Genomic DNA, 23,623 nt, shown 5'->3' on the forward strand with positions numbered 1-23,623 from the left:
GCACCGAGCCTGCCACGCCACCCGCCGCCCCGCGAGGGACCGAGGACCCATCACCCATCTGCTGGTGGGACACAGGCCTCCCGCGCACCAAGGATGGGGGATGGCCCGCACGGGTGCGTTGTTGCGTCAGGCGCCCCTCACGGTCGCGCTGGCCGTGGTCGCGCTGGTCGTCGGCGTCGTCACCGGCAGCCTGTGGAGCCCGCTCGCGGGACGTCCGCTGCGCGCCGACCTCGCCTTCGGCCTGCCGTCCCTGGGGCAGGGCCGCTGGTGGACCCCGGTGACAGGTGCCGTCCTCGCCCTCGAGCCGGTCCAGTACCTGCCCATCCTCGTGGGCCTGCTCGCCCTGGGCGGCTTCGCCGAGGTCCGGCTCGGCACGGGTCGCTACGCCACCGCCCTGGTCGCCTCCCACCTGGTGGGGGTCCTCGGCACCGCCGGCCTGCTGGCCCTCGCCCGCGGCCACGGCTACGGCTACGCGGACGGGCTGGCGCGGCAGACCGACGCCGGTATGTCGGCCGGTTTCCTCGGTGCCGCGGCTGCGGCGACCGCGACCCTGCGCCCGCCGTGGCGAGGGCGGGTGCGGGTCCTGCTCGCGGCATACCCGCTGGTGTCGCTGGCGCACGTCGGCGCGCTGTTCGACGTCGAGCACACGCTGGCAGTCCTCTTCGGCCTCGCGCTCGGTCCGGTCCTGCTCGGCCGCCGCCCGCACCTGGCCTGGCGCCAGCTCACGCGTCGTGACTACCGGCTGCTGGCCTCGGGGCTGTTCGTGCTCGCCGCCGTGGAGGGGCTGGTCACCGCCGTGGCGCCCGGGGGTGGTCCGTTGTTCGCCACGTTGTCGGTGCAGCAGAAGCACGAGGAGCTGGCCAACGCCGACACGCTGCTGGGCGCCTCGATCCAGGCGGTGCTCTGGCTCTGGCTGGCGCGCAGCCTGTACAAGGGCCGTCGCGTGGCCTGGCGCTGGGCGGTCGCACTGGTGGGGCTGGCGATGCTGGCGCAGGTCGCCGGCCTGGTCTACCTGGCCGTCAGGCACCTGCCCGGGTGGCCGGCCGGGCTGTACGAGCTGCTCGGCAACGGGATCGGCCTGGCCGCCCTCGTCGTCGGCCGGCGCGCCTTCCGCAACCCGTCCCGGCGCCGGGCCCGTCGGACCGCCGGCAGCCTGCTGTCCCCGGCCCACGAGGACCAGCGCGCGGCCGCGACCGAGCTGCTGCAGCACGAGGGCACGGTCAACCGGCTGGCCTGGATGACCACCTGGCCGGAGAACCGCTGGTTCACCGACCAGCGCAGCACCGGCTACGTCGCCTACCGGGTGCACGCCGGGGTGGCCCTCGGCCTGTGCGACCCGGTCGCGGCGCGTGAGGCCGACCGGGAGCAGCTGCTCGGCGCGTTCGCGGACACCGCCCACGCGGCCGGGCTGGTGCCCTGCCTGTTCACCGTGACCGCCGAGACCGCCCGGCATGCGCTCGCCCACGGGTGGCACGCCCTGCAGGTCGCCGAGGAGGCCGTGATCGACCTGCCCCGCCTGGAGTTCACCGGCAAGGCGTGGCAGGACGTGCGCACGGCGCTCAACCAGGCGGCGAAACTGGGCATCACGTTCCGTGTCGGTCCGCTGTCCGAGCAGCCCCGCGGCCTGCAGCTGCAGGTCAAGGCGATCTCCAGCGAGTGGGTCGAGGACAAGGGCCTGCCCGAGATGGGGTTCACCCTCGGCGGGGTGGACGAGGCACTCGACCCGCAGGTGCGCGTCGGCCTGGCCGTCGACGCCGACTCCACCGTCCACGGGCTGACGTCGTGGATGCCGATCTGCGCTCCCGGCGGCGGCGCACCGGTCGGGTGGACCCTGGACGTGATGCGCCGGCTGCCGGGCGGCTTCCGCTACTCGATGGAGTTCCTCATCGCCTCGGCCTGCATGGCCTTCCGCGGGGAAGGCGCCACCACGGTGTCCTTGTCCGGCGCCCCGCTGGCCCGCGCCGCGCCGCCGGGCGGCGCCGCCGAGACAGGCGGGTCCGACGTCGCGCAGGAGCCAGGGCCCGACCGCAACGCCCTCGACGCCTTCCTCGACCGGCTCGGCCAGACGCTGGAGCCCTACTACGGCTTCCGCTCGCTGCAGGCGTTCAAGACCAAGTTCCAGCCGCGCTTCGAGCCGCTCTACCTGGTCTTCCCGGACGAGGCCGCCCTGCCGCGGATCGGCCTGGTGCTGAGCCGGGCCTACCTGCCCGATGCCGGCGTGCGTGACCTGGTCACCCTGGCCCGCAGCGGCCACTGAGCGGGCGAAGGGTCGGGTCCGGACGCGACCGCGGCCCGCCCCTGCTCGGGGACGGGCCGCGGTCAGGGGTGCGTCAGTGCGCCTCGGCGAGCAGCTTCTGGATCCGGCCGACTCCCTCGGCGAGGTCGGCGTCCCCGAGCGCGTAGGACAGGCGCAGGTAGCCGCTGGGCCCGAACGCCTCACCCGGCACCACGGCCACCTCGACCTCGTCGAGGATCAGCTCGGCCAGCTCGACCGAGGTGGTCGGCACCTTGCCCCGGATCGTCCTGCCGAGCACGCCCTTGACCGAGGGGTAGACGTAGAACGCGCCCTGCGGCGTCGGGCAGTCGACACCGGGGATCTCGTTGAGCATGTCGACGATGGTGCGGCGGCGCCGGTCGAAGGCCACCTTCATCTCCTCGACGGCGTCCAGCGAGCCGTTGAGCGCGGCGATGGCAGCGCGCTGGGACACGTTGGACACGTTGGACGTGGCGTGGGACTGCAGGTTGGTCGCGGCCTTGACGACGTCCTTGGGCCCGATCATCCAGCCCACGCGCCAGCCGGTCATGGCGTAGGTCTTGGCGACCCCGTTGAGGACGACGCAGGTGTCGGCCAGGCCGGGCACCTCCACCGGCATCGACGCCGAGCGCACCCCGTCGTAGGTCAGGTGCTCGTAGATCTCGTCGGTGACGACCCAGATGCCGTGCGCGAGGGCCCACTCGCCGATCGCGCGGACCTGCTCGGGGGAGTAGACGGCCCCGGTCGGGTTGGAGGGAGAGCAGAACAGCAGCACCTTGGTCTGCGGGGTGCGTGCGGCCTCGAGCTGCTCGACGGTGACGAGGTAGCCCTGGTCCTCGCCGGCGAACACCTCGACCGGCGTGCCCCCGGCGAGCTTGATCGCCTCGGGGTAGGTGGTCCAGTACGGCGCCGGCAGCAGCACCTCGTCGCCCGGGTCGAGCAGCGTGGCGAAGGTGTTGTAGACGGCCTGCTTGCCGCCGTTGGTGACGAGGACCTGCTCGGGGGTCACGGCATACCCGCTGTCGCGCGCGGTCTTGGCGACGATGGCCTTCTTCAGGTCCGGGAGCCCGCCGGCCGGCGTGTAGCGGTGGTTCGCGGGGTCGTGCGCGGCGGCGACCGCGGCCTCGACGATGTAGTCCGGCGTCGGGAAGTCCGGCTCCCCGGCACCGAACCCGATGACGGGCCGGCCCTCGGCCTTGAGCGCCTTGGCCTTGGCGTCGACGGCGAGCGTGGCGGACTCGGCGATGGCGCCGATGCGCCGGGAGATGCGGCGGGCGGGGACGGTGGGGGCAGCTGACTCGGTCACGCACATCATGGTCCCAGACCTGCCGTATGCCGTGCCATGGCGTCCGCGCTCCGGTCGCCCGTCGCTGTGCGTCAGAAGAAAAACGTGGCCCGGGGTCGAGACCACCCCCACGGGTCGGGCACAATGGTCGGGCATCACCGCGAGTTCGCTTTGGGCCCCGTCCCTCGCGTATGCTCGCCCCTTGGGTGGTTGACGACAACCATGCTGACGCATGCCCGATACCACCCGTAGGGCAGTGGCTCAATTGGTAGAGCACCGGTCTCCAAAACCGGCGGTTGGGGGTTCGAGTCCCTCCTGCCCTGCGTCGTAGATGCCGATGACGTTCGGCGTCGGCATCCCAGCCAGGAGTGCCGACGCCGAAGGTCACAGGTCAGCAACCGAGAAGAGGACCAGTGACGAACGTGAGCACGGCCGACACCCGCGGCTCAGGCCGCCGCGGCGGGTCGTCCCGCAAGCGCGGCAACGTTGTCACGCGTCTTTTCCGTGCCGTCGGGCTGTTCGTCAGCCAGATCATCGACGAGCTGCGCAAGGTCGTCCGGCCCACCCGCCACGAGCTGCTCACCTACACCAGCGTCGTCATCGTGTTCGTCGTCGCGGTCATGCTCTACGTGTCCGTGCTCGACTTCGGGTTCGGCAAGCTGATCCTGTGGGTGTTCGGCAGCTAGCCCGTCCCGGCCGGTTCCCGGCCCACGGCCGCCCCTTGGCGGCCGACAGACCAGAGTTACGGAAGTAGGTCACCAGCGTGTCCGACCAGTGGAGCTCCGAGGCGCCGCGCGAGAGCGGTGCTGACGTCGACGTCGTCGAGACCTCTGTCGAGGAGACGGCTGCGCCGGAGGCCGGCGACGTCGTCGCCGAGACCGCCGAGGCGGCTGAGACCCCCGAGGCGACCGAGGCCGCTGAGCCGACCGAGTCGGCCGACCCGATCAAGGAGTTCAAGGACGCCCTGCGTCGCCAGGAGGGTGACTGGTACGTCATCCACTCCTACGCGGGCTACGAGAACCGCGTGAAGACCAACCTCGAGACGCGCGTGACCAGCCTCAACATGGAGCCCTACATCTTCCAGGTGGAGGTCCCCATGGAGGAGGTCACCGAGATCAAGAACGGCCAGCGCAAGCTGGTCCGTCGCGTCCGGATGCCCGGCTACGTCCTGGTCCGCATGGACCTCACCGACGAGAGCTGGGGCGCCGTGCGCCACACCCCGGGTGTCACCGGCTTCGTCGGCCACACCCACCAGCCGGTGCCGCTGAGCCTCGATGAGGTCTTCACCATGCTGGCCCCCAACCTCGAGACCAAGGAAGAGGCGGCCGCTCCCGGCAAGGCCGGCGCCAAGAAGACCGCCGACATCAAGGTCGTCGACTTCGAGGTCGGCGAGTCCGTCACCGTCATGGAGGGTCCGTTCGAGACCCTGCCTGCCACGATCTCCGAGATCAACGCCGAGTCGCAGAAGCTCAAGGTGCTGGTCTCGATCTTCGGCCGGGAGACCCCGGTCGAGCTGTCGTTCAACCAGGTCGCCAAGATCTGACCGGACGACGTCCGTCCGCGGACGCTGCAACCGGGTCATCGCCCACGGCGTAGGCCCACACCACAAGAAAAGGACCCCCAAGCATGCCTCCCAAGAAGAAGAAGGTCTCCGGCTTCATCAAGCTGCAGATCCAGGCCGGTGCTGCCACGCCCGCGCCGCCCGTGGGCCCGGCCCTCGGTCAGCACGGTGTCAACATCATGGAGTTCGTCAAGGCGTACAACGCTGCGACGGAGTCCCAGCGCGGCAACGTCATCCCGGTCGAGATCACGGTCTACGAGGACCGGTCCTTCACCTTCGTCACGAAGACCCCGCCGGCTGCCGAGCTGATCAAGAAGGCCGCCGGTGTGGCCAAGGGCTCCGGCGAGCCGCACAAGACCAAGGTCGCCAAGCTCACCGCTGACCAGGTCCGCGAGATCGCCCAGCAGAAGATGGAAGACCTCAACGCCAACGACATTGACGCCGCGAGCAAGATCATCGCCGGCACCGCCCGCTCCATGGGCATCACCGTCGAGGGCTGACCAGGCTTGAGCGGGCTCGTCCCGCTCGAACCGCCGGTATGCCGGTGAGCCCACCTCCCCGAGGTGGGCCCCGGCAGGCCGACAGTGGCAGGGCCACGCGCTGGCCCGAGGACCACGACTCCACCACCACCACGAAACACACAGGAGCAGAAGTGAAGCGCAGCAAGTCCTACCGCGCCGCCGTCGAGAAGATCGACGCCGGCAAGCTCTACGCACCGCTCGAGGCCGTGCGCCTGGCCAAGGACACCTCCACCACCAAGTACGACGCGACCGTCGAGGTTGCCATGCGTCTGGGCGTCGACCCGCGCAAGGCCGACCAGATGGTCCGTGGCACCGTGAACCTCCCGCACGGCACCGGCAAAACGGCCCGGGTCCTGGTCTTCGCCACCGGCGAGCGTGCGGAGCAGGCCACCGCGGCCGGCGCCGACTACGTCGGCTCCGACGAGCTTCTCGACAAGGTCGCCGGCGGCTGGCTCGACTTCGACTCCGTCGTCGCCACCCCCGACCTCATGGGCAAGGTCGGTCGCCTGGGCAAGGTCCTCGGTCCCCGCGGCCTCATGCCCAACCCGAAGACCGGCACGGTGACCATGGACGTCGCCAAGGCCGTCTCCGACATCAAGGGCGGCAAGATCGAGTTCCGCGTCGACAAGCACGCCAACCTGCACTTCATCATCGGCAAGTCCTCGTTCGACGAGGCCAAGCTGGTGGAGAACTACGGTGCGGCCCTCGAGGAGATCCTGCGACTCAAGCCGTCCGCGGCCAAGGGTCGTTACATCCAGAAGGCGACGCTGACCACGACGATGGGCCCCGGCATCCCGCTGGACCCCAACCGCACCCGCAACCTGCTGGCTGAGGAAGAGGCGCAGGCCTGATTTTCCTCCGCACACGACGAAGCCGCGCCGGGCTCCCCGGCGCGGCTTCGGTCGTTGCCGCCCTGGTGCTGTCCCTGGGCGTGCCGGCCTGCGATGACTCGCCCCCTGTCCCGCAGCACTCCGCGGGTCAGCGCGTGGCCGCCGGCCCGTTGTTCGGCGACATGGTCAAGCGGATCGAGTCCCGGCGCGCGGTGCACTTCTCCAGCCAGGGGCCGACCGGCACCGGGTCCGGGGACATCGTCATCGACGGTGCGAAGTCGCGCCTGTCGTTCTCGGGGGACCAGAACGGCGAGAGCACCGAGCTGCGCGTCTTCGGTGACTCGGTCTACATCTCCGACACCTCCCAGCCGGGCAGGAAGTGGCTGCGGCTCTCGGCCACGGGCGGCGACCAGCTCTCGGCGATGATGGCGCCGGTGGTCGCGGTCATCACCGCCTCGCTCAACCCGGCCAACCAGGTGCGCCTGTATGCCGGCGCGGCGCCGTTCATGACGGTCGGCACCGAGCGGGTCGGGGACCGCCAGACCACCCACTACAAGGGCAGCATCCAGGCGGCGGCGATGCTCCCGCTCCTGCCCGCCGAGCTCCAGGCGCAGGTGCGCGACCGGCTCACCGGCTCCGTCGCGGTCGAGGTCTGGATCGACCAGGACGGCCTGCCGGCGCGGATCAGCTCCACGAAGCCGGGGGAGGGGCCCACGGTCACGACGTACACCCGCTGGGGCCAGGACGTCGACGTCACCCGGCCGGCGCAGGACGAGGTCGCCGACCCGCCCCGGCTCCCACCCCAGCCCTCGGCCTCCACCGGCGGTCACTGACCCGCCCGCCCCGGCCGGCGACCGCTGCCGCACGTCGTGGTTATGCTCGAACAGCGGCCCGCCTGCCTCTGGCACTCACGGCGGCTCGCCGTCCACGCACCTCGACCTCGCCAGGGGGATGAGAGATGAAGAAGCTCCTCACCGTTCTCGCCGGCTCGGCACTGTTCGCGGTCGCCGGCTGCTCCGGCGGCGGCAGCAGCACCGCCACTGGCGCGTCCTCGACGACCGCCGCACCCAAGCCCGGCGACGTGGTCCAGGCCTCGTCGTTCACCCCCCGCCTGCAGACGGCGATGAAGGGGGCGAAGACGATGCACCTCAAGATGACCGTGACGACCGGCGGCACCCAGGGCCTCACCGGCGAGGGGGACGTCTCCGCGGAGAACGGCGTCGCCGAGCACCTGACCATGAAGGTTGGCTCGATGCCGATGGAGCTCATCCTGAAGTCCCCGGCCATCTACCTGAAGTCCGCGGCCCTTCCCGTCGGCGGCAAGTGGGTCGTGGCCAAGGAGGGCGGCACGGACATGCTCTCCAAGCAGCTGGCGCCGCTGTTCGAGCAGATCAAGCAGATGCAGCCCGAGCAGCAGGTCTCCAACTACGCCGTCGCGGACCAGAAGGTCGTCGGCCAGGAGACCGTGGACGGCGTGGCCACCACGCACTACACGTCGTCGCCGACCGCGGCCCAGATCAAGAAGGCCCTGGCGCCGGCGCTGGCCGCCCAGCTCTCCGACGCCGACCTCAAGGACCTCAAGGTCGACATGTGGGTCGACGTCCAGAACCGGCCGCACAAGGTGGTCAGCACCATGACGGCCAAGGGCCAGGCGATCTCCACGACCGTGCTGCTGTCCAGGTTCGGTGAGCCGGTGACCATCACGGCGCCGCCGGCGGCCCAGACCACGACCGCGCCGTAGCGGCCGGCCGGGCCGGTGGCCGCCCGTTTTGACCCGGGCAGCCACCGGCCCGTACTCTGGCACCTGACCAAAGACCGCCGGTTGTCCTCGTGCGTCAGCGCGAAGACCGAAGGTTCCGCAGCAGAGCGGGCGACCAGCGCAGGCCACGCACGTGAACGGCATACAGGCTCGTCCTGATGTGCCCGGAGCCCCCGCGTCCTGCGCTGGGGGCTTTTCTCGTGTCTGGGGTGACTTCGCCGGCATTCACCCGGAAGGAGGCCCCGCATGGCAAAGCCCGAGAAGTCGGCAGCCATCGCCGAGCTGACGGACAAGTTCCGCAGCTCGGGTGCGGCCGTGCTGACGGAGTACCGCGGCCTGACCGTGTCGCAGCTGACCCAGCTGCGAAGCTCCCTGCGTGAGCACGCCAGCTACGCCGTGGTGAAGAACACGCTGACCCAGATCGCTGCCAAGGAAGCCGGTGTCACGGCTTTCGACGGCCAGCTCACGGGCCCCTCGGCGATCGCCTTCATCACCGGTGACCCGGTGGAGGCGGCCAAGGGCCTGCGTGACTTCGCCAAGGCCAACCCCCTCCTCGTCATCAAGGGCGGCGTGCTTGACGGCAAGCCGCTGACCGCTGACGAGATCAAGAAGCTCGCGGACCTCGAGTCCCGCGAGGTTCTCCTGGCCAAGCTGGCTGGCGCCATGAACGCCTCGCTCAGCAAGGCTGTCTACCTCTTCGCCGCTCCTTTGTCGCAGACGGCCCGTGTGGTCGACGCCCTGCGCGCGAAGGTCGAGGCGGAGGGCCCCGTCGCTGCCGAGGCTCCGGCCGAGGCCGCTGCGGACGAGGCCGTCGAGGCCAGCACCGAAGACGTCGCCGCGGGTGGCGACGAGAGCTGAGCACGGGTCAACACCCGAGCCCACGCTCCAACAACAACCAACGCCACTCACGGCATTAACAGGAAGGAACGCCATCATGGCGAAGCTCAGCACTGACGAGCTGCTCGAGGCTTTCAAGGAGATGACGCTGATCGAGCTCTCCGAGTTCGTGAAGCAGTTCGAGGACACCTTCGGCGTGACCGCCGCTGCCCCGGTCGCCGTTGCGGCCGCCCCCGCGGCCGGCGGCGCCGGCGGCGAGGCCGCTGCCGAGGAGAAGGACGAGTTCGACGTCATCCTCGACGCCGCGGGCGACAAGAAGATCCAGGTCATCAAGGAGGTGCGCGCCCTCACCAACCTCGGCCTGAAGGAGGCCAAGGACCTGGTCGACGGCGCCCCGAAGCCGATCCTGGAGAAGGTCAACAAGGAGGCCGCGGACAAGGCCAAGGCTGCCCTCGAGGGCGCTGGCGCCACCGTCACCCTCAAGTGAGCTGATCCCGGCACCACACTGCCGGGGCCTCGCTGAACAACGGCGGGACAGACCATCTGGTCTGTCCCGCCGTTGTCGTGTCCGGGCTCTCTGGGCGTCCGTTGTGTGGTGCCTGAGTTACGGGTGGGGCACGGTGATCTCGGCCATACGATTTGCCCCTTTTCATGTTGCGAGAAATCCGAAACACTCCAGCCTTGACCCAGGGGCGCGGCGGTCGCTGCCTGGCGCTACTCGCGCGTAACTTGCTCCGCGCTGCGTCGTTAACGTGTCGACCCGCTCACAGGGCGATGCCTCTGGGTGCCGATCGGGAAGAGGTGAGGCAGTGGGCGTTGAGATCAAGGTCGAGGGACTGACCAAGAGGTTCGGGTCCCAGATGATCTGGAACGACGTCACGCTGACGCTGCCGGCGGGCGAGATCTCGGTGATGCTCGGCCCGTCGGGCACCGGCAAGTCCGTGTTCCTCAAGACCCTGGTGGGTCTGCTCAAGCCCGATGCCGGCTCCATCTGGATCAACGACAGGGACCTCACCCGGCTGCGCGAGCACGACCTCTACGAGGTCCGCAAGCTCTTCGGCGTGCTGTTCCAGGACGGCGCGCTGTTCGGGTCGATGAACCTCTACGACAACGTCGCCTTCCCTCTGCGCGAGCACACGAAGAAGAACGAGTCCGAGATCAAGCGGATCGTCACCGAGAAGATGGAGCTCGTCGGACTGGCGGGCGCCGAGGGCAAGCTCCCCGGCGAGATCTCCGGTGGGATGCGCAAGCGGGCCGGGCTCGCGCGGGCCCTGGTGCTCGACCCCGAGATCCTGCTCATCGACGAGCCGGACTCCGGTCTGGACCCGGTGCGTACGTCCTACATCAACCAGCTGTTCATCGACCTGAACGCCCAGATCGACGCCACGTTCCTCATCGTCACCCACGACATCAACACCGCCCGCACGGTCCCGGACAACATCGGCCTGCTCTACCACAAGCACCTCGCCATGTTCGGCCCCCGCGAGATGCTGCTCTCCAGCGAGGAGCCGGTCGTCCGGCAGTTCCTCAACGCCCAGACGATCGGACCGATCGGCATGTCCGAGGAGAAGGACGCCGACGAGCTCGCTCAGGAGCAGGGCCAGGAGCTGCCCCCGCTGCCACCGATCGCCCTCCAGCTCCAGACGAGTGACGGCACCCGGAGGCGCGCCGAGCGGCCCGCCGGGGAGTGGTGCCGCGAGAACGGCGTGATCCCCCCGCCCGGGTCCTTCATGTCCAAGAACGCCGGCGTTCCAGGTGTCTCCCAGCACACCGAGCACGCCGAGCCAGAACGGGCCATCTCGTGAGCAACCCGGTCACCGGCGCGCTCCGACAGAGCGGGTCGTTGTTCGCCCTCGCCCTGGACGTGCTCCGGGCGCTGCCGCGACGCCCGTTCCAGACCAAGGAGTTCATCCAGCAGAGCTGGTTCATCGCCAGCGTGACCATCCTGCCGACGGCGCTGGTCTCGATCCCGTTCGGCGCCGTCATCGCCCTCCAGCTCGGCACGCTCACCCGCCAGCTGGGTGCGCAGTCCTACACCGGTGCAGCCAGCGTCCTGGCGGTGATCCGGGAGGCCTCGCCGATCGTCACCGCCCTGCTCATCGCCGGTGCCGGCGGATCCGCCATCTGCGCCGACCTGGGCTCGCGCAAGATCCGCGAGGAGATCGACGCAATGGAGGTGCTGGGCATCAGCCCGATCCAGCGCCTCGTCGTGCCGCGGGTCATCGCCGCCATGCTCGTCTCGGTCCTGCTCAACGGGCTCGTGTCGGTTGTGGGCGTCTGTGGTGGCTACTTCTTCAACGTGATCATCCAGGGCGGCACCCCGGGTGCCTACATCGCCTCGTTCACCGCGCTGGCCCAGCTGCCGGACCTGTGGACCGGCGAGATCAAGGCCCTGATCTTCGGCGCCATCGCCGCGATCGTCGCCGCGTACAAGGGGCTGACCGCCGGTGGCGGTCCCAAGGGTGTCGGCGACGCGGTGAACCAGAGCGTCGTCATCACCTTCATGTTGCTGTTCGTCGTGAACTTCGTGGCGACGGCGGTCTACTTCCAAGTCGTCCCCCAGAAGATCTGACCGGCAGGAGGTGAGTCGATGAGCAAGGTCCAGGACATCGTGGGCAGGCCGGTGGCCGCCCTGGACGACCTCGGCGGGCAGCTGCGCTTCTACGTGCGGTCGCTGGCGTGGAGCGGGCGCACGCTCACGCGATACAAGAAAGAGGTCGTGCGCCTCCTGGCCGAGGTGAGCCTCGGCACCGGGGCCCTGTCGGTCATCGGCGGCACCGTCGGCGTGATCGCCTTCCTCGCCTTCTTCACCGGCACCGAGGTCGGCCTGCAGGGCTACTCGTCCCTCAACCAGCTCGGCACCGACGCCTTCACCGGCTTCATCTCGGCCTACCTGAACACCCGTGAGATCGCGCCGCTCGTCGCCGGACTCGCCCTCGCCGCGACCGTCGGCTGTGGCTTCACCGCCCAGCTCGGTGCCATGCGCATCAGCGAGGAGGTCGACGCCCTCGAGGTCATGGGCATCCCCAGCCTGCCGTTCCTCGTGACGACCCGCATGATCGCCGGGTTCGTCGCCTGCGTTCCGCTCTACGTGCTGGGCCTGCTCTCCTCCTACGCGGCGACCCGGTTCATCACCACCAGCTACTTCGGCCAGTCCAAGGGCACCTACGACCACTACTTCCACCTGTTCCTGCCCCCGGTGGACGTGTTCTGGTCGTTCGTGAAGGTGATGGTCTTCGCCGTCGTGATCATCCTGATCCACTGCTACTACGGCTACACCGCGTCCGGGGGTCCCGCGGGGGTCGGCGTGGCCGTCGGCAAGGCGGTCCGGACCTCGATCGTGGCGATCAACATCGTGGACTTCTTCTTCAGCCTGGCCGTCTGGGGCGCCACCACGACAGTGCGAATAGCGGGTTGACGAACGTGACGGAACAGCGTGGCGGAGCCATGTCGCGGCTGAGCAACCACACCTACGGTGCGGCCTTCCTGGCGGTGCTCGTGGTGCTGGTGGGCCTGTCGGTGGCCTCGTTCCAGAAGAGGTTCACCCCCGTGGTGATGGTCAACCTCCTGACCGACCGCATCGGCAACCAGCTTCAGGCGTCCTCCGACGTCAAGATCCGCGGGCTCATCGTCGGCGAGGTCCGTGACATCACCACCACGGGTCAGGGCGCGCGCATCCAGCTGGCCCTCCAGCCGGACCAGGTCGACCAGATCCCCGCCAACGTGGGGGCACGCCTGCTGCCCAAGACCCTGTTCGGGGAGCGCTACGTCGACCTCGTGCCACCGGCCGACGCGTCCGCGCAGCACATCCAGGCGGGGGACACCATCGGCCAGGACCGCACCAAGGTGGCGATCGAGCTCGAGCAGGTCTTCGACAACCTGCTGCCGTTGCTGCGCACGGTCAAGCCGGAGAAGCTCTCCGCCACCCTGAACGCCCTCGCCTCCGCCCTCGACGGCCGCGGGCAGCAGCTCGGCGACAACCTGGTCATGGCCGACAGCTACTTCAAGCAGATCAACCCCAAGATGCCGACCATCCAGGCCGACATCAGCGGGCTGGCCGACATGGCCTCCACGTATGCCGACGCCGCGCCGGACCTCATGCGCATGCTGAAGTCGCTCATCACCACGAACACGACCATCGTCGAGAAGAAGGACGCCCTCGCCGGCTTCCTGGCGGGCACGGCCGGGTTCGCCAACACGGCGACCGGGTTCCTCAACGCCAACGGTGACCGGATCATCCAGGTCGGCACCGTCCAGCGCCCCACCTTGCGGACTTTCGCCCGCTACTCGCCCATCTACCCCTGCTTCGCGCAGGGCCTGTCGCACTGGGTCCCCAACATCAACCAGGCATTCAGCAACCACACGTTCCACATCACCCTCGAGGTCACCAAGCCGCGCGCGGCCTACCAGCCCGGTGAGGAGCCGGCCTGGAACGACAACCGCGGCCCGGGCTGCCTCGGCCTGCCCAACCCGCACCAGTCGCAGGCCAACCCCCGGCCCGGCACCAAGTTCGACGACGGCACCTCGGGGGCCGGAAACAGCGCGCAGAGCGCCTTCCCCGACGGGGCCGCGACGGACCTGCCCAGCTACTTCACCTCGACACAGGGCGCCGGCATCGCCAACGCCGACTCGGGCCTGGCCGGCACGGTCGCCGAGCAGCAGGTCATCTCGGCGCTGCTCGACCCGGAGCAGCAGGGCCGGCCGTCGGCCATCACTGCGCTCCTGGCCGGTCCCCTCCTGCGCGGAACGGTGGTGAGCCAGCAGTGAAGACCACGTCCAGCCTGGTCAAGCTCATCATCTTCGCCACGGTGACGCTGCTCGCGTTCGGCACCCTGGCCGCGACCATCGCCAACTTCCAGTTCGGGGGCACCTCGACCTACCAGGCTGTCTTCCAGGACGTCACCGGTGTCGTCCCCGGACAGGACGTCCGCATCGCCGGCGTCCGGGTCGGCGAGATCAAGGACGTGCGGGTCAACACCGACCGCACGACGGCCCTGGTCGACTTCACCGTGGACAAGACCAGCGTCCTGACCCAGGGCACGATCGCCACGATCAAGTACCGCAACCTCGTCGGTGAGCGCTACCTCGCCCTCAGCCAGGGGGTCGGGCAGCCGACCCCGCTGCGCGACGGTGCCAGGATCCCGCTCGACCACACCCACTCGGCCCTGGACCTGACGGTCCTGTTCAACGGGTTCAAGCCGCTGTTCGCCGCGCTGTCGCCCAAGGACGTCAACGAGCTCTCCGGCGAGATCATCTCGGTCCTGCAGGGGGAGGGCGGCAACATCAACTCCCTCCTCGCGCACACCGCGTCGCTCACCTCGACCCTGGCGGACAGGGACCAGGTCATCGGGCGGACCATCGGCAACCTCAACACGGTGCTGTCCACGGTCGACGCCCACGACAAGGCGCTCGGGGACCTGCTCGACCAGCTCCAGCGCTTCGTGTCAGGCCTGTCGGCCGACCGCTCGGCGATCGGTGCGTCGCTGACGAACATCAACGACCTCGCCGGGTCGACGGCCGACCTGCTCAGCCAGGCCCGTCAGCCGATCCGGTCCGACATCGCCAACCTCAACGCGCTCGCCGCGACGCTCAACAAGCCCGCGAACACCGCCACCTTCGAGAAGTTCATGACGACGACGCCAGGCAAGCTCGAGACCATCACCCGCACCGCGACCTACGGGTCCTGGTTCAACTTCTACCTGTGCCGGTTCAACGGGACGGTCAAGCTGCCCACCGGCACGGTCCTGACCCCGTCGTACTCGGTCAACACGGCGAGGTGCTCATGAGCATCCCGTTCCGCGAGCGCAACCCCGTCCCGATCGGGGCCGCAGGCCTGGCCTTCTTCGCCGTGCTGCTGGTCCTGGCGTTCAACGCCCAGAACCTGCCGCTCATCGGCGGCGGCGACAGCTATGCCGCGGCGTTCACCGAGGCGGGTGGCATCAAGAAGGACGACGACGTCCGCATCGCCGGCGTCAAGGTCGGCAAGGTGACCGGCGTCGACCTCGAGGGCTCGCACGTGCGGGTCGACTTCAAGATCACCGAGCCGGCCGCCTTCGGGCCGCAGACCGGGGCGTCGGTGCGCATGAAGACCGTGCTCGGCCAGAAGTACCTCGCCCTGGACCCCAAGGGGGCCGGACAGATGAAGACCGACACCGAGATCCCCCTGGCCCGGACGGTGTCCTCCTACGACGTGGTCGACGCGTTCACCGACCTGGCCACGACGTCGGAGCGGATCGACACCGACCAGCTCGCGCGGTCGCTGAACGTCATGGCCGACGAGTTCAAGGACAGCCCCGAACACGTCAAGGCCGCCCTCGACGGGCTGGGCCGGCTCTCGCGCACCGTCGCCTCCCGCGACGCCGAGCTCAAGACGCTGCTCGCCCACGCCAACTCGGTGAGCAAGACGGTCGCCGACCGCAACGCCAGCACGGCCACGCTGATCAAGGACGCCGACCTGCTCATGGCCGAGCTCAACGCCCGCCGAGAGGCGATCCACACGCTGTTCACCAACACCTCGGCCCTGGCCCAGCAGCTGACCGGGCTCGTCCGCGACAACCGGGCGCAGCTCAAGCCGGCCCTGGACCAGCTCAACCAGGTGCTCGCCGTCCTGCAGAAGCACGAGAAGGACCTCGACCGCACCATCGCGATGATGGCGCCGTTCACGCGGGTCTTCGCCAACACGCTGGGCACGGGCCGCTGGTTCGACACCTTCGTGTCCAACCTGACCGTCCCGGTGGGGGGGATCAAGCCGTGACCGACCGGACCGACCACGAGGCGACCGACGTCATGCCCGACCTCGGGAGCGAGGTCTTCGGCGATGCCCCGGCCGGGGCCGCCGCCGCACCGGCGGCGAAGCCGCCGCGCCGGCGGGTCCGCCGGGGCAGTACGCCGGCGGTGGGGCGCGGTGCGCGCGTCATCGCGGTGGCCGCCGTGCTCGCCCTGGTGGCGGCCGCGGTGGTCCTGTGGCCGCGCCCGGACACGATCAAGGTCACCGGCTCCTTCTCCCGAGCCGTCGGCCTCTTCCCCGGCTCGGACGTGCGCATCCTCGGCGTCCACGTCGGCAAGGTGCTCTCGGTCAAGCCCGAGGGTGACCACGTCGCGGTGGCCTTCGAGTTCGACGCGAAGTACAAGGTGCCCGCCGACGCCAAGGCGGCCGTGGTGGCTCCCTCGCTGGTGAGCGACCGCTACGTGCAGCTGCTCCCGGCATACACCTCCGGGCCGGTCATGAGGGACGGTGCCCGCATCGGCCTCGACCGCACCGCGGTGCCCGTGGAGCTCGACCGGATCTCCACGAGCCTGGACGACCTGCTCGTGGCCCTGGGCCCGCAGGGCGCCAACAAGGAGGGTGCCCTGTCCAACCTGCTCGACACCGGGGCCAAGAACCTCAAGGGTGAGGGCACCAACATCCACGACACGAACCACGACCTGTCGCTGGCGCTGTCCACGCTGTCCGGCGGCCGGAACGACCTGTTCTCCACGGTGAAGAACCTCCAGTCCTTCACCAGCATGCTGGCCACCAACGACACGCAGGTCCGCCGGCTCAACACCGACCTCGCCAACGTCTCCGACCAGCTGGCGGGCGAGAGGGGGGACCTCGCCGCGGCCCTGAAGAACCTCGCGGTGGCCCTGTCCGAGACCTCCTCCTTCGTGCACGACAACCGGGCCGTCCTCAAGACGGACATCGGCCAGCTGACCTCGGTCACGAGCACGATTGCCAAGCAGCGCAACGCCCTGGCGGAGACGCTCGACAACGCGCCGGTGGCGATCAGCAATCTGCAGAACGCCTACAACCCGAAGTCGGGGACGCTGGACACGCGCAACAACGCCGCCCAGCTCAAGGACCCGGCCCTGCTCCTGTGCTCGCTGATCACGGGCCCGACCGGCACCGGCAACACGCAGCTGTGCAGCACGATCCAGAAGCTGCTCAAGGTGCCCTCCCTGCCCGGCGGCGCCGGCCTGCCGCTCAACCTGCTCTCGCCGGTTCCGTCCGACCCGGCGCTGACCCCGGCCCCGGCCGGTGGCGCGGGGCAGGACGGTGAGTCCGCCGCGGACGTCCGCGGAGCCGACCCGACCCTCGGTGGCCTGCTGGGAGGCTCGCGATGACGCGTCATACCGCTTCCCTGTTCGCAGCGGCCAGCCGTATCCCGCGCCGCGGGTTCGCGGGCCTGGCCCGCACCGCGGTGGCCGTGCTCGCGGTCGGCTCGGTGGCCGCCTGCCAGGGCGCCTACGACCTGCCGCTGCCCGGTGGCGCAGCCCAGGGCGGTGACGTCTACCACGTGACGGCAGAGTTCGCCGACGTGCTCGACTTGGTGCCACAGTCCGCCGTCAAGGTCAACGAGGTCACCGTCGGTGCGGTCGAGAAGATCGAGCTCAACGGCTGGACGGCACGGGTGACCCTGCGCCTGCCGAAGTCGGTGAAGCTGCCCGACAACGCCGTCGCCTCCCTGCACCAGACGTCGCTGCTGGGGGAGAAGTACGTCGAGCTGGCACCGCCGACCGACAGCACCCCTGAGGGCTCCCTGTCCGACGGCGACAACATCCCGATCGGCCGCACGGGGCGCAACCCCGAGGTCGAGGAGGTGCTCAGCGCGATGTCGCTGCTGCTCAACGGCGGCGGGGTCGCCCAGCTCAAGGTCATCGAGACCGAGCTGAACAAGGCCATGAACGGCAACGAGTCCCAGATCAGGGACCTCGTCGGCCAGCTCGACACCTTCGTCAGCGGGCTCGACAAGCAGAAGTCCGAGATCGTCCGCGCCATCGAGGGCATCGACCGCCTCTCGGCGCGAATCGCCGCGCGCAAGGACGACCTCGCCAAGGCCGTGGACACCCTTCCCCAAGGGCTCAAGGTGCTCGCGGACCAGCGTCGGCAGCTCACCACGATGCTGGAGTCGCTGAGCCGGCTCGGGGCGGTCGGCACCAAGGTCATCAATGCCTCGCAGGACGACACCGTGGCCAACCTCAAGGCCATCTCACCGATCCTGACCCAGCTGAACAGGGCCGGCGACGACCTGCCCAAGTCGTTGCAGCTGCTGCTGACCTACCCCTTCCCGGACGAGGCGGTCAACACCATCCGCGGTGACTACACCAACCTGTGGGCGACCGCGGACATGAACCTCGGCACCGTGTCCAACAACCTTGGCCTGCCCACGGCCCCCGGCAGCAAGCCGACCGGCCCCGGGCTGCCCTCGCTGCCCTCGCTGCCGTCGCTCCCCAAGCCCACGCTCTCCCTGCCACGGCTGCCCGGCGGTTCCACGCCCAGCCCCACCACCAGCAAGAGCTCCTCCTGCTCGCTCCTCATCTGCCTCGGGGCCGGGGAGGCCTCGACCGGCGAGGGTGAGCCGTCCTGGCTGACGCTCTTCCAGACCGGAGGTGCGGCGTGATCCGGCGCGCGACCAAGATCCAGCTCGCGGTGTTCGCCGCGATCACCCTGATCACGGTGTCGGTGCTCTCCGCCCGGTTCGTCGGGCTGACCGACAAGATCCTGGGCGGCAGCTACCTGGTCTCGGCGGACTTCGCCGACTCGGGCGGCATCTTCACCGGTGCCGAGGTGACCTACCGCGGCGTGACCGTCGGCAAGGTGGAGAAGCTGCGGCTGACCAAGGACGGCGTCCTGGTCGACATGCGCCTGGACCGCGGCACCGAGGTCCCCAAGGACACCCTGGCCGTGGTCGAGAACCGCTCGGCGGTGGGGGAGCAGTACCTCGACTTCCAGCCCCGGCACGAGGGCGGCCCCTACCTGGCAGCAGGGGCCACCGTCCCGCGCACGGACACCCGGGCGCCGCTGCGGATCGACAACCTGCTGCTGCACCTGGACAACACGGTCAAGTCGGTCGACCGCAAGCAGCTCGCCACCGTGGTCGACGAGCTCGGCAACGCCTTCGGCGGCAGCGGCGCCGACCTCCAGCGCCTGCTGGACTCCGGTGACGCGCTCACCCGGTCGGCCACCGAGGCCCTGCCCGAGACCAAGAAGCTCATCGACGACGGCCGCATCGTCCTGGACACCCAGCGCGCGAGCTCCGGGGACATCAAGGACTTCATCGGCAACTTCGCCGACCTGTCCGACACGTTGCGCACCAGTGACCCCGACCTGCGCCTGGTCCTGGACCGCGGGGCGGTCGCCTCGCACGAGCTCGACGGGCTGATCAAGGACAACCAGACGCCCCTGGCGACCCTGCTGTCCAACTTCGTCACGATCGGGCAGGTGACCACGTCCCGCATCGACGGGATCCAGCAGATGCTCATCACCTACCCCGACGTCGTGGCGGGTGGCTACACCGTCGTCCCCGGGGACGGCACCGCCCACTTCGGCCTGGTCCTCAACGCCGACAACCCGCCGGCCTGCACCGCCGGCTACGGCGGCACGCACCGGATCGGCCCCGACCAGACCAGGAACCTGCCCCCGGTGAACACCGGCGCCCGGTGCACGCTGCCGCGTGGTTCGGCCTCCACGGTCCGCGGCGCGCAGAACGCGCCGGGCGCCTCCAGCGGCGCCGGGTCCTCCTACCCGATGTCGTATGACGGGATGCCGGTGCCGCTGGGCAACGCGGCCCTGACCCAGGGCAGTGACCTTCCCAACGTGGCGGCCCCCTTGCCCCCGGCGGGGTCCGGTGGGGTAGACACGTGGCTGTGGATGATGCAGAGCGCAGCGCGATGAGCCCGAGGCTCCCGGCCCGCGCCCGGGTGGCGCGGGTGTCCTCGGCGTCCCCGAAAGTCCTGGCCGCCCTTGCCGTCGTCGTGCTCCTGGTGGCCGCGCTGGTGGGCTTCACACAGGGCCGCGGCTACTTCACCGAGCGTGACCGTGACGCGTCCGGGGCGGCGGCCCTCGCCGCCGGCCGGCAGTTGGCGGTCAACTTCATCACGATGGACTACCGCCGCTTCGACGACTACGGCAAGCAGGTCCTGGCCGGTGCCGGCGGGACGTTCCGGTCCGACTACCAGTCCAAGCTGGCCGACCTGCGCAAGGTGGTCGTCGACAACAAGACCGTGTCCTCGGTCAAGACCGCCGAGGCGGCCTTGGTCTCCTCCGACTCGGACTCGGCCCGGGTCATCGTCGGCGTGGTCGCCCCCACCGCCAACGCGGCCACGCCCCAGCCCGTGGACAAGACCTACCGGCTGCGGCTCGACCTCGAGCGCAGTGGTGACTCCTGGAAGGTGATCAACCTTGACTTCGTCGGCTAACCGTCCCGCCCGGCGCAGGGTCGCCGGCGAGCGGAGCCGGCAGCGCACCGCCGCCCCGGCGGCCCCGGTCGTCGACGGCCAGCCCGTCGACACCACGCCGGTGACGACACCCGCCGGGCCGACGACGCCTCCGGAGGCACCTACGGCCGCGCCGGCCGCTGACGGCCCGGCCGCCGCGCCTTCGACACGGGTCATCCCTCCGCGGGCCGCGAAGCCGGAGGAGGCCACCGCGCCGCCCCGTGAGGCCTCGCCGCGCGCCCGGCTGCTGGCCTGGGCCGGCCTCGGGCTGTCACTGGTGGCGCTGGCGGTGTCCCTGCTGCTGTGGGTCGAGTCCGGCCGCGCCGCCGACCGCCGCGACGGCACCCGTGCCGCGACCGCCGCCGCGCGGACGGCCGTCGAGACGATGCTCAGCTACGACTACAAGACCTTCGACCAGCACACGGCCCAGGTGGACGCGCTGCTGACCGGGGCGTTCCGGACCGAGTTCGACAACGGCACCAAGCAGAGCGTCAAGCCGCTCGCGGTGGCGAACCAGGCGGTCGTTCAGGCCCGCGCCAGCGAGGTCGGCGTCATGAGCGCCAGCGACAACACCGTCCGCGTCCTCGCCTTCGTCAACCAGGCCACCACCTCGGCCAAGCTCGACCGCCCCCAGGTCGACCAGAACCGCGTCATCCTCACGATGAGCCTGGTGGACGGCCGGTGGCTGGTGTCAAAGGTGGAGGCTTTCTGACCCCTGGGCGCCGATCTTGCGGCCGTTGACCTTGACGGCGGGACCGCGGACCGTCATCCTCGGTGCACGTCGAGACGCCGTCGGGTGGGGGCCCGGGTGGCAGGTGGACGAACGCGCCCTTATACAGGTATGCTGTCGCTTTGCGCTGCCTAATGTCTCGACCCGTCTCCTCCGCCGCAGCTTCTGCTGTGTCTTCGGCTGATTGGATCCGGGGCCATGGGCGTGCGCTGACTTCACATCAGAAGGCCCGTGGAAGGACCATCCTTGGCTGCCTCGCGCAACGCGACCCAGACTGTGTCCACTGCTCGTACGGCTTCCGGCCGTCTCTCTTTCGCGAAGATCCGCGAACCCCTGGAAGTTCCTGACCTGCTCGCCCTCCAGACGGAGAGCTTCGACTGGCTGCTCGGCAACGAGCGCTGGCAGGCTCGCGTGGCGCAGGCCAAGTCCTCCGGTCGGGGAGACGTCCCGGACAAGTCCGGGCTCGAAGAGATCTTCGAGGAGATCTCGCCCATTGAAGACTTCTCCGGCTCCATGTCGCTGAGCTTCCGCGACCACCGCTTCGAGGAGCAGAAGTACTCCATCGAGGAGTGCAAGGAGCGGGACATGACCTACTCCGCGCCGCTCTTCGTCACCGCGGAGTTCATGAACACCACCACCGGTGAGATCAAGAGCCAGACCGTGTTCATGGGCGACTTCCCGCTCATGACCGAGCGCGGCACGTTCGTCATCAACGGCACCGAGCGCGTGGTCGTCTCGCAGCTGGTCCGCAGCCCCGGCGTCTACTTCGAGCGCACCCCCGACAAGACCTCCGACAAGGACGTCTACACGGCCAAGGTCATCCCGAGCCGCGGCGCCTGGCTGGAGTTCGAGATCGACAAGCGCGACATGGTGGGCGTCCGCGTCGACCGCAAGCGCAAGCAGTCCGTCACGGTCCTGCTGAAGGCCCTGGGCTGGACCGAGGCCCAGATCCTGGAGGAGTTCGGCGACTTCGAGTCGATGCGCCAGACCCTGGAGAAGGACCACACGGCCGGCCAGGACGACGCGCTGCTCGACATCTACCGCAAGCTGCGCCCGGGTGAGCCCCCGACGCGTGAGGCTGCCCAGACCCTGCTGGACAACCTCTACTTCAACCCCAAGCGCTACGACCTGGCCAAGGTCGGTCGCTACAAGATCAACAAGAAGCTCGGTCTCGAGGAGCCGCTCGACGCCTCGGTGCTGTCCATCGAGGACATCGTCGCGACGATCAAGTTCCTCGTCACCCTCCACGCCGGCAACGCGACCATGAAGGGTCACCGCGACGGCAAGGAGGTCGACCTGCGCGTCGAGGTCGACGACATCGACCACTTCGGCAACCGCCGCCTGCGCAACGTCGGCGAGCTCATCCAGAACCAGGTCCGCACGGGTCTGTCCCGCATGGAGCGCGTCGTCCGCGAGCGCATGACCACGCAGGACGTCGAGGCCATCACGCCGCAGACGCTGATCAACATCCGGCCCGTCGTCGCCTCCATCAAGGAGTTCTTCGGCACCAGCCAGCTGTCGCAGTTCATGGACCAGAACAACCCGCTCGCGGGTCTGACCCACAAGCGTCGCCTGTCGGCGCTGGGCCCCGGTGGTCTGTCCCGTGACCGCGCCGGCTTCGAGGTCCGTGACGTCCACTCCTCGCACTACGGCCGCATGTGCCCGATCGAGACCCCTGAGGGTCCGAACATCGGTCTGATCGGCTCGCTCGGCACCTACGGCCGGATCAACGCGTTCGGCTTCGTCGAGACTCCCTACCGCAAGGTCGTCAACGGCCAGGTCACCGACGACGTCGACTACCTGACCGCGGACGAGGAGGACGAGCACGTCATCGCGCAGGCCAACGCGGTGATCGACGCCGAGGGGCGGTTCACCGAGGACCGCGTCCTGGTCCGTACCAAGGGCGGTGAGGTCGAGTTCGTCCCCGGCGACGAGGTCGACTACATGGACGTCTCCGCGCGCCAGATGGTCTCGGCCGCGACCGCGCTGATCCCGTTCCTCGAGCACGACGACGCCAACCGCGCGCTCATGGGCTCGAACATGATGCGCCAGGCGGTGCCGCTGGTCCGTTCCGAGGCGCCGCTGGTCGGCACCGGCATGGAGTTCCGCGCCGCGCTCGACTCCGGTGACGTCGTCCGTGCCGAGAAGGCCGGGGTCGTCCAGGAGGTCTCCGCGGACACGGTCACCGTGGCCAACGACGACGGCACCTACCAGACCTACCGGGTCGCCAAGTTCACCCGATCCAACCAGGGCACGTCGTACAACCAGCGTGTCGTGGTCGACGAGGGTGCCCGTCTCGAGGCCGGCGGCGTCATCGCCGACGGCCCAGCCACCGACGGCGGCGAGATGGCGCTGGGCAAGAACCTCCTCGTGGCGTTCATGCCGTGGGAGGGCCACAACTACGAGGACGCGATCATCCTCAGCCAGCGCCTGGTGCAGGACGACGTCCTCTCCTCGATCCACATCGAGGAGCACGAGGTCGACGCCCGCGACACCAAGCTGGGCCCGGAGGAGATCACCCGGGACATCCCGAACGTCTCCGAGGAGGTCCTCGCCGACCTCGACGAGCGCGGCATCATCCGCATCGGTGCCGAGGTCCGCGACGGCGACCTCCTGGTCGGCAAGGTCACCCCCAAGGGTGAGACCGAGC

Annotated in this window: 22 protein-coding genes and 1 tRNA gene; 22 read left to right on the top strand and 1 reads right to left on the bottom strand. The window is 69.6% G+C overall.

Translation table 11 applies throughout. The features are described 5' to 3' along the window. Window positions 1-100: 100 nt before the first annotated feature. Window positions 101-2,257 carry a bifunctional lysylphosphatidylglycerol flippase/synthetase MprF gene (locus tag ACXVGS_RS01270; RefSeq protein WP_458536548.1) on the top strand — a complete coding sequence of 719 codons (2,157 nt, stop codon included), beginning with the start codon at window positions 101-103 and terminating at the stop codon, window positions 2,255-2,257. 73 nt (window positions 2,258-2,330) lie between these two features. On the opposite strand, the gene ACXVGS_RS01275 is transcribed toward ACXVGS_RS01270, so the two are convergent. After that, complete coding sequence (locus ACXVGS_RS01275; RefSeq protein ID WP_458534678.1) at window positions 2,331-3,560, bottom strand: pyridoxal phosphate-dependent aminotransferase; 1,230 nt, start codon at window positions 3,558-3,560, stop codon at window positions 2,331-2,333. 229 nt (window positions 3,561-3,789) lie between these two features. Between ACXVGS_RS01275 and ACXVGS_RS01280 the strand changes: the two genes are divergently transcribed. The 21 genes from ACXVGS_RS01280 to rpoB all read left to right on the top strand — a co-directional run. Further along, a tRNA-Trp gene (locus ACXVGS_RS01280) sits at window positions 3,790-3,862 on the top strand. A gap of 99 nt (window positions 3,863-3,961) precedes the next feature. After that, a complete protein-coding gene (gene secE, locus ACXVGS_RS01285) occupies window positions 3,962-4,225 on the top strand; it encodes a preprotein translocase subunit SecE (protein ID WP_458532012.1) in 264 nt (87 codons plus the stop codon). A gap of 77 nt (window positions 4,226-4,302) precedes the next feature. Then, window positions 4,303-5,082, top strand: a complete 780-nt coding sequence (nusG, locus tag ACXVGS_RS01290) for a transcription termination/antitermination protein NusG (RefSeq protein WP_458527849.1) — start codon at window positions 4,303-4,305, stop codon at window positions 5,080-5,082. Between the two features lie 83 nt (window positions 5,083-5,165). Beyond that, window positions 5,166-5,600 (top strand): 50S ribosomal protein L11, encoded by a 435-nt coding sequence (gene rplK / locus ACXVGS_RS01295; RefSeq protein WP_141789377.1) that lies wholly within the window; start codon window positions 5,166-5,168, stop codon window positions 5,598-5,600. Between the two features lie 152 nt (window positions 5,601-5,752). After that, entirely contained in the window at window positions 5,753-6,472 is a 720-nt protein-coding gene (rplA, locus tag ACXVGS_RS01300) for a 50S ribosomal protein L1 (protein WP_458527850.1), read from the top strand. A 134-nt stretch (window positions 6,473-6,606) separates the two neighbouring features. Next, the gene (locus ACXVGS_RS01305) at window positions 6,607-7,284 is read left to right on the top strand and encodes a hypothetical protein (protein ID WP_458533341.1); all 678 of its coding nucleotides are present in this window, start codon (window positions 6,607-6,609) and stop codon (window positions 7,282-7,284) included. Between the two features lie 125 nt (window positions 7,285-7,409). Further along, the gene (locus ACXVGS_RS01310) at window positions 7,410-8,192 is read left to right on the top strand and encodes a hypothetical protein (RefSeq protein WP_458527852.1); all 783 of its coding nucleotides are present in this window, start codon (window positions 7,410-7,412) and stop codon (window positions 8,190-8,192) included. 264 nt (window positions 8,193-8,456) lie between these two features. Continuing rightward, window positions 8,457-9,068, top strand: coding sequence for a 50S ribosomal protein L10 (gene rplJ, locus ACXVGS_RS01315; protein ID WP_458527853.1), 612 nt, complete (start codon window positions 8,457-8,459; stop codon window positions 9,066-9,068). A 76-nt stretch (window positions 9,069-9,144) separates the two neighbouring features. After that, window positions 9,145-9,534 carry a 50S ribosomal protein L7/L12 gene (gene rplL / locus ACXVGS_RS01320; RefSeq protein WP_141789371.1) on the top strand — a complete coding sequence of 130 codons (390 nt, stop codon included), beginning with the start codon at window positions 9,145-9,147 and terminating at the stop codon, window positions 9,532-9,534. Window positions 9,535-9,856: 322 nt separating this feature from the next. Then, window positions 9,857-10,852 carry an ABC transporter ATP-binding protein gene (locus ACXVGS_RS01325; protein ID WP_458532010.1) on the top strand — a complete coding sequence of 332 codons (996 nt, stop codon included), beginning with the start codon at window positions 9,857-9,859 and terminating at the stop codon, window positions 10,850-10,852. Then, window positions 10,849-11,619 carry an MlaE family ABC transporter permease gene (locus tag ACXVGS_RS01330; protein ID WP_141789369.1) on the top strand — a complete coding sequence of 257 codons (771 nt, stop codon included), beginning with the start codon at window positions 10,849-10,851 and terminating at the stop codon, window positions 11,617-11,619. Before ACXVGS_RS01325 ends, ACXVGS_RS01330 begins: the two co-directional genes overlap by 4 nt. 18 nt (window positions 11,620-11,637) lie before the next feature. Then, window positions 11,638-12,465 carry an MlaE family ABC transporter permease gene (locus ACXVGS_RS01335; protein ID WP_458536549.1) on the top strand — a complete coding sequence of 276 codons (828 nt, stop codon included), beginning with the start codon at window positions 11,638-11,640 and terminating at the stop codon, window positions 12,463-12,465. 29 nt (window positions 12,466-12,494) lie between these two features. Continuing rightward, window positions 12,495-13,814 carry an MCE family protein gene (locus tag ACXVGS_RS01340; RefSeq protein WP_458527855.1) on the top strand — a complete coding sequence of 440 codons (1,320 nt, stop codon included), beginning with the start codon at window positions 12,495-12,497 and terminating at the stop codon, window positions 13,812-13,814. Beyond that, the gene (locus ACXVGS_RS01345) at window positions 13,811-14,833 is read left to right on the top strand and encodes an MCE family protein (protein WP_458532009.1); all 1,023 of its coding nucleotides are present in this window, start codon (window positions 13,811-13,813) and stop codon (window positions 14,831-14,833) included. Before ACXVGS_RS01340 ends, ACXVGS_RS01345 begins: the two co-directional genes overlap by 4 nt. Then, complete coding sequence (locus ACXVGS_RS01350) at window positions 14,830-15,801, top strand: MCE family protein (RefSeq protein WP_458532008.1); 972 nt, start codon at window positions 14,830-14,832, stop codon at window positions 15,799-15,801. The genes ACXVGS_RS01345 and ACXVGS_RS01350 overlap by 4 nt, the downstream gene beginning before the upstream one ends. After that, the gene (locus ACXVGS_RS01355) at window positions 15,798-17,150 is read left to right on the top strand and encodes an MCE family protein (RefSeq protein ID WP_458527858.1); all 1,353 of its coding nucleotides are present in this window, start codon (window positions 15,798-15,800) and stop codon (window positions 17,148-17,150) included. The genes ACXVGS_RS01350 and ACXVGS_RS01355 overlap by 4 nt, the downstream gene beginning before the upstream one ends. Next, window positions 17,147-18,427, top strand: coding sequence for an MCE family protein (locus ACXVGS_RS01360; RefSeq protein WP_458532007.1), 1,281 nt, complete (start codon window positions 17,147-17,149; stop codon window positions 18,425-18,427). Before ACXVGS_RS01355 ends, ACXVGS_RS01360 begins: the two co-directional genes overlap by 4 nt. Beyond that, window positions 18,424-19,701 carry an MCE family protein gene (locus ACXVGS_RS01365; RefSeq protein WP_458536550.1) on the top strand — a complete coding sequence of 426 codons (1,278 nt, stop codon included), beginning with the start codon at window positions 18,424-18,426 and terminating at the stop codon, window positions 19,699-19,701. The genes ACXVGS_RS01360 and ACXVGS_RS01365 overlap by 4 nt, the downstream gene beginning before the upstream one ends. Then, window positions 19,698-20,225: a hypothetical protein gene (locus ACXVGS_RS01370; protein WP_458532006.1), complete on the top strand. Its 528-nt coding sequence runs from the start codon at window positions 19,698-19,700 to the stop codon at window positions 20,223-20,225. Before ACXVGS_RS01365 ends, ACXVGS_RS01370 begins: the two co-directional genes overlap by 4 nt. Beyond that, complete coding sequence (locus ACXVGS_RS01375) at window positions 20,209-20,955, top strand: hypothetical protein (RefSeq protein WP_458527862.1); 747 nt, start codon at window positions 20,209-20,211, stop codon at window positions 20,953-20,955. Before ACXVGS_RS01370 ends, ACXVGS_RS01375 begins: the two co-directional genes overlap by 17 nt. A gap of 264 nt (window positions 20,956-21,219) precedes the next feature. After that, window positions 21,220-23,623 (top strand): DNA-directed RNA polymerase subunit beta (rpoB, locus tag ACXVGS_RS01380; RefSeq protein WP_458536551.1); only part of this gene is annotated, 2,404 nt, incomplete at its 3' end.

This window comes from Oryzihumus sp. (assembly GCF_054325275.1).

Excerpts from the sequence above, each read along its gene's own strand:
- ACXVGS_RS01335 (WP_458536549.1), top strand. The coding sequence starts at position 11,638 with ATGAGCAAGGTCCAGGACATCGTGGGCAGGCCGGTGGCCGCCCTGGAC.
- ACXVGS_RS01360 (WP_458532007.1), top strand. The coding sequence starts at position 17,147 with ATGACGCGTCATACCGCTTCCCTGTTCGCAGCGGCCAGCCGTATCCCG.
- rplJ (WP_458527853.1), top strand. The coding sequence starts at position 8,457 with ATGGCAAAGCCCGAGAAGTCGGCAGCCATCGCCGAGCTGACGGACAAG.
- rplL (WP_141789371.1), top strand. The coding sequence starts at position 9,145 with ATGGCGAAGCTCAGCACTGACGAGCTGCTCGAGGCTTTCAAGGAGATG.
- ACXVGS_RS01370 (WP_458532006.1), top strand. The coding sequence starts at position 19,698 with ATGAGCCCGAGGCTCCCGGCCCGCGCCCGGGTGGCGCGGGTGTCCTCG.
- rplK (WP_141789377.1), top strand. The coding sequence starts at position 5,166 with ATGCCTCCCAAGAAGAAGAAGGTCTCCGGCTTCATCAAGCTGCAGATC.
- ACXVGS_RS01340 (WP_458527855.1), top strand. The coding sequence starts at position 12,495 with ATGTCGCGGCTGAGCAACCACACCTACGGTGCGGCCTTCCTGGCGGTG.
- ACXVGS_RS01350 (WP_458532008.1), top strand. The coding sequence starts at position 14,830 with ATGAGCATCCCGTTCCGCGAGCGCAACCCCGTCCCGATCGGGGCCGCA.
- ACXVGS_RS01310 (WP_458527852.1), top strand. The coding sequence starts at position 7,410 with ATGAAGAAGCTCCTCACCGTTCTCGCCGGCTCGGCACTGTTCGCGGTC.
- ACXVGS_RS01270 (WP_458536548.1), top strand. The coding sequence starts at position 101 with ATGGCCCGCACGGGTGCGTTGTTGCGTCAGGCGCCCCTCACGGTCGCG.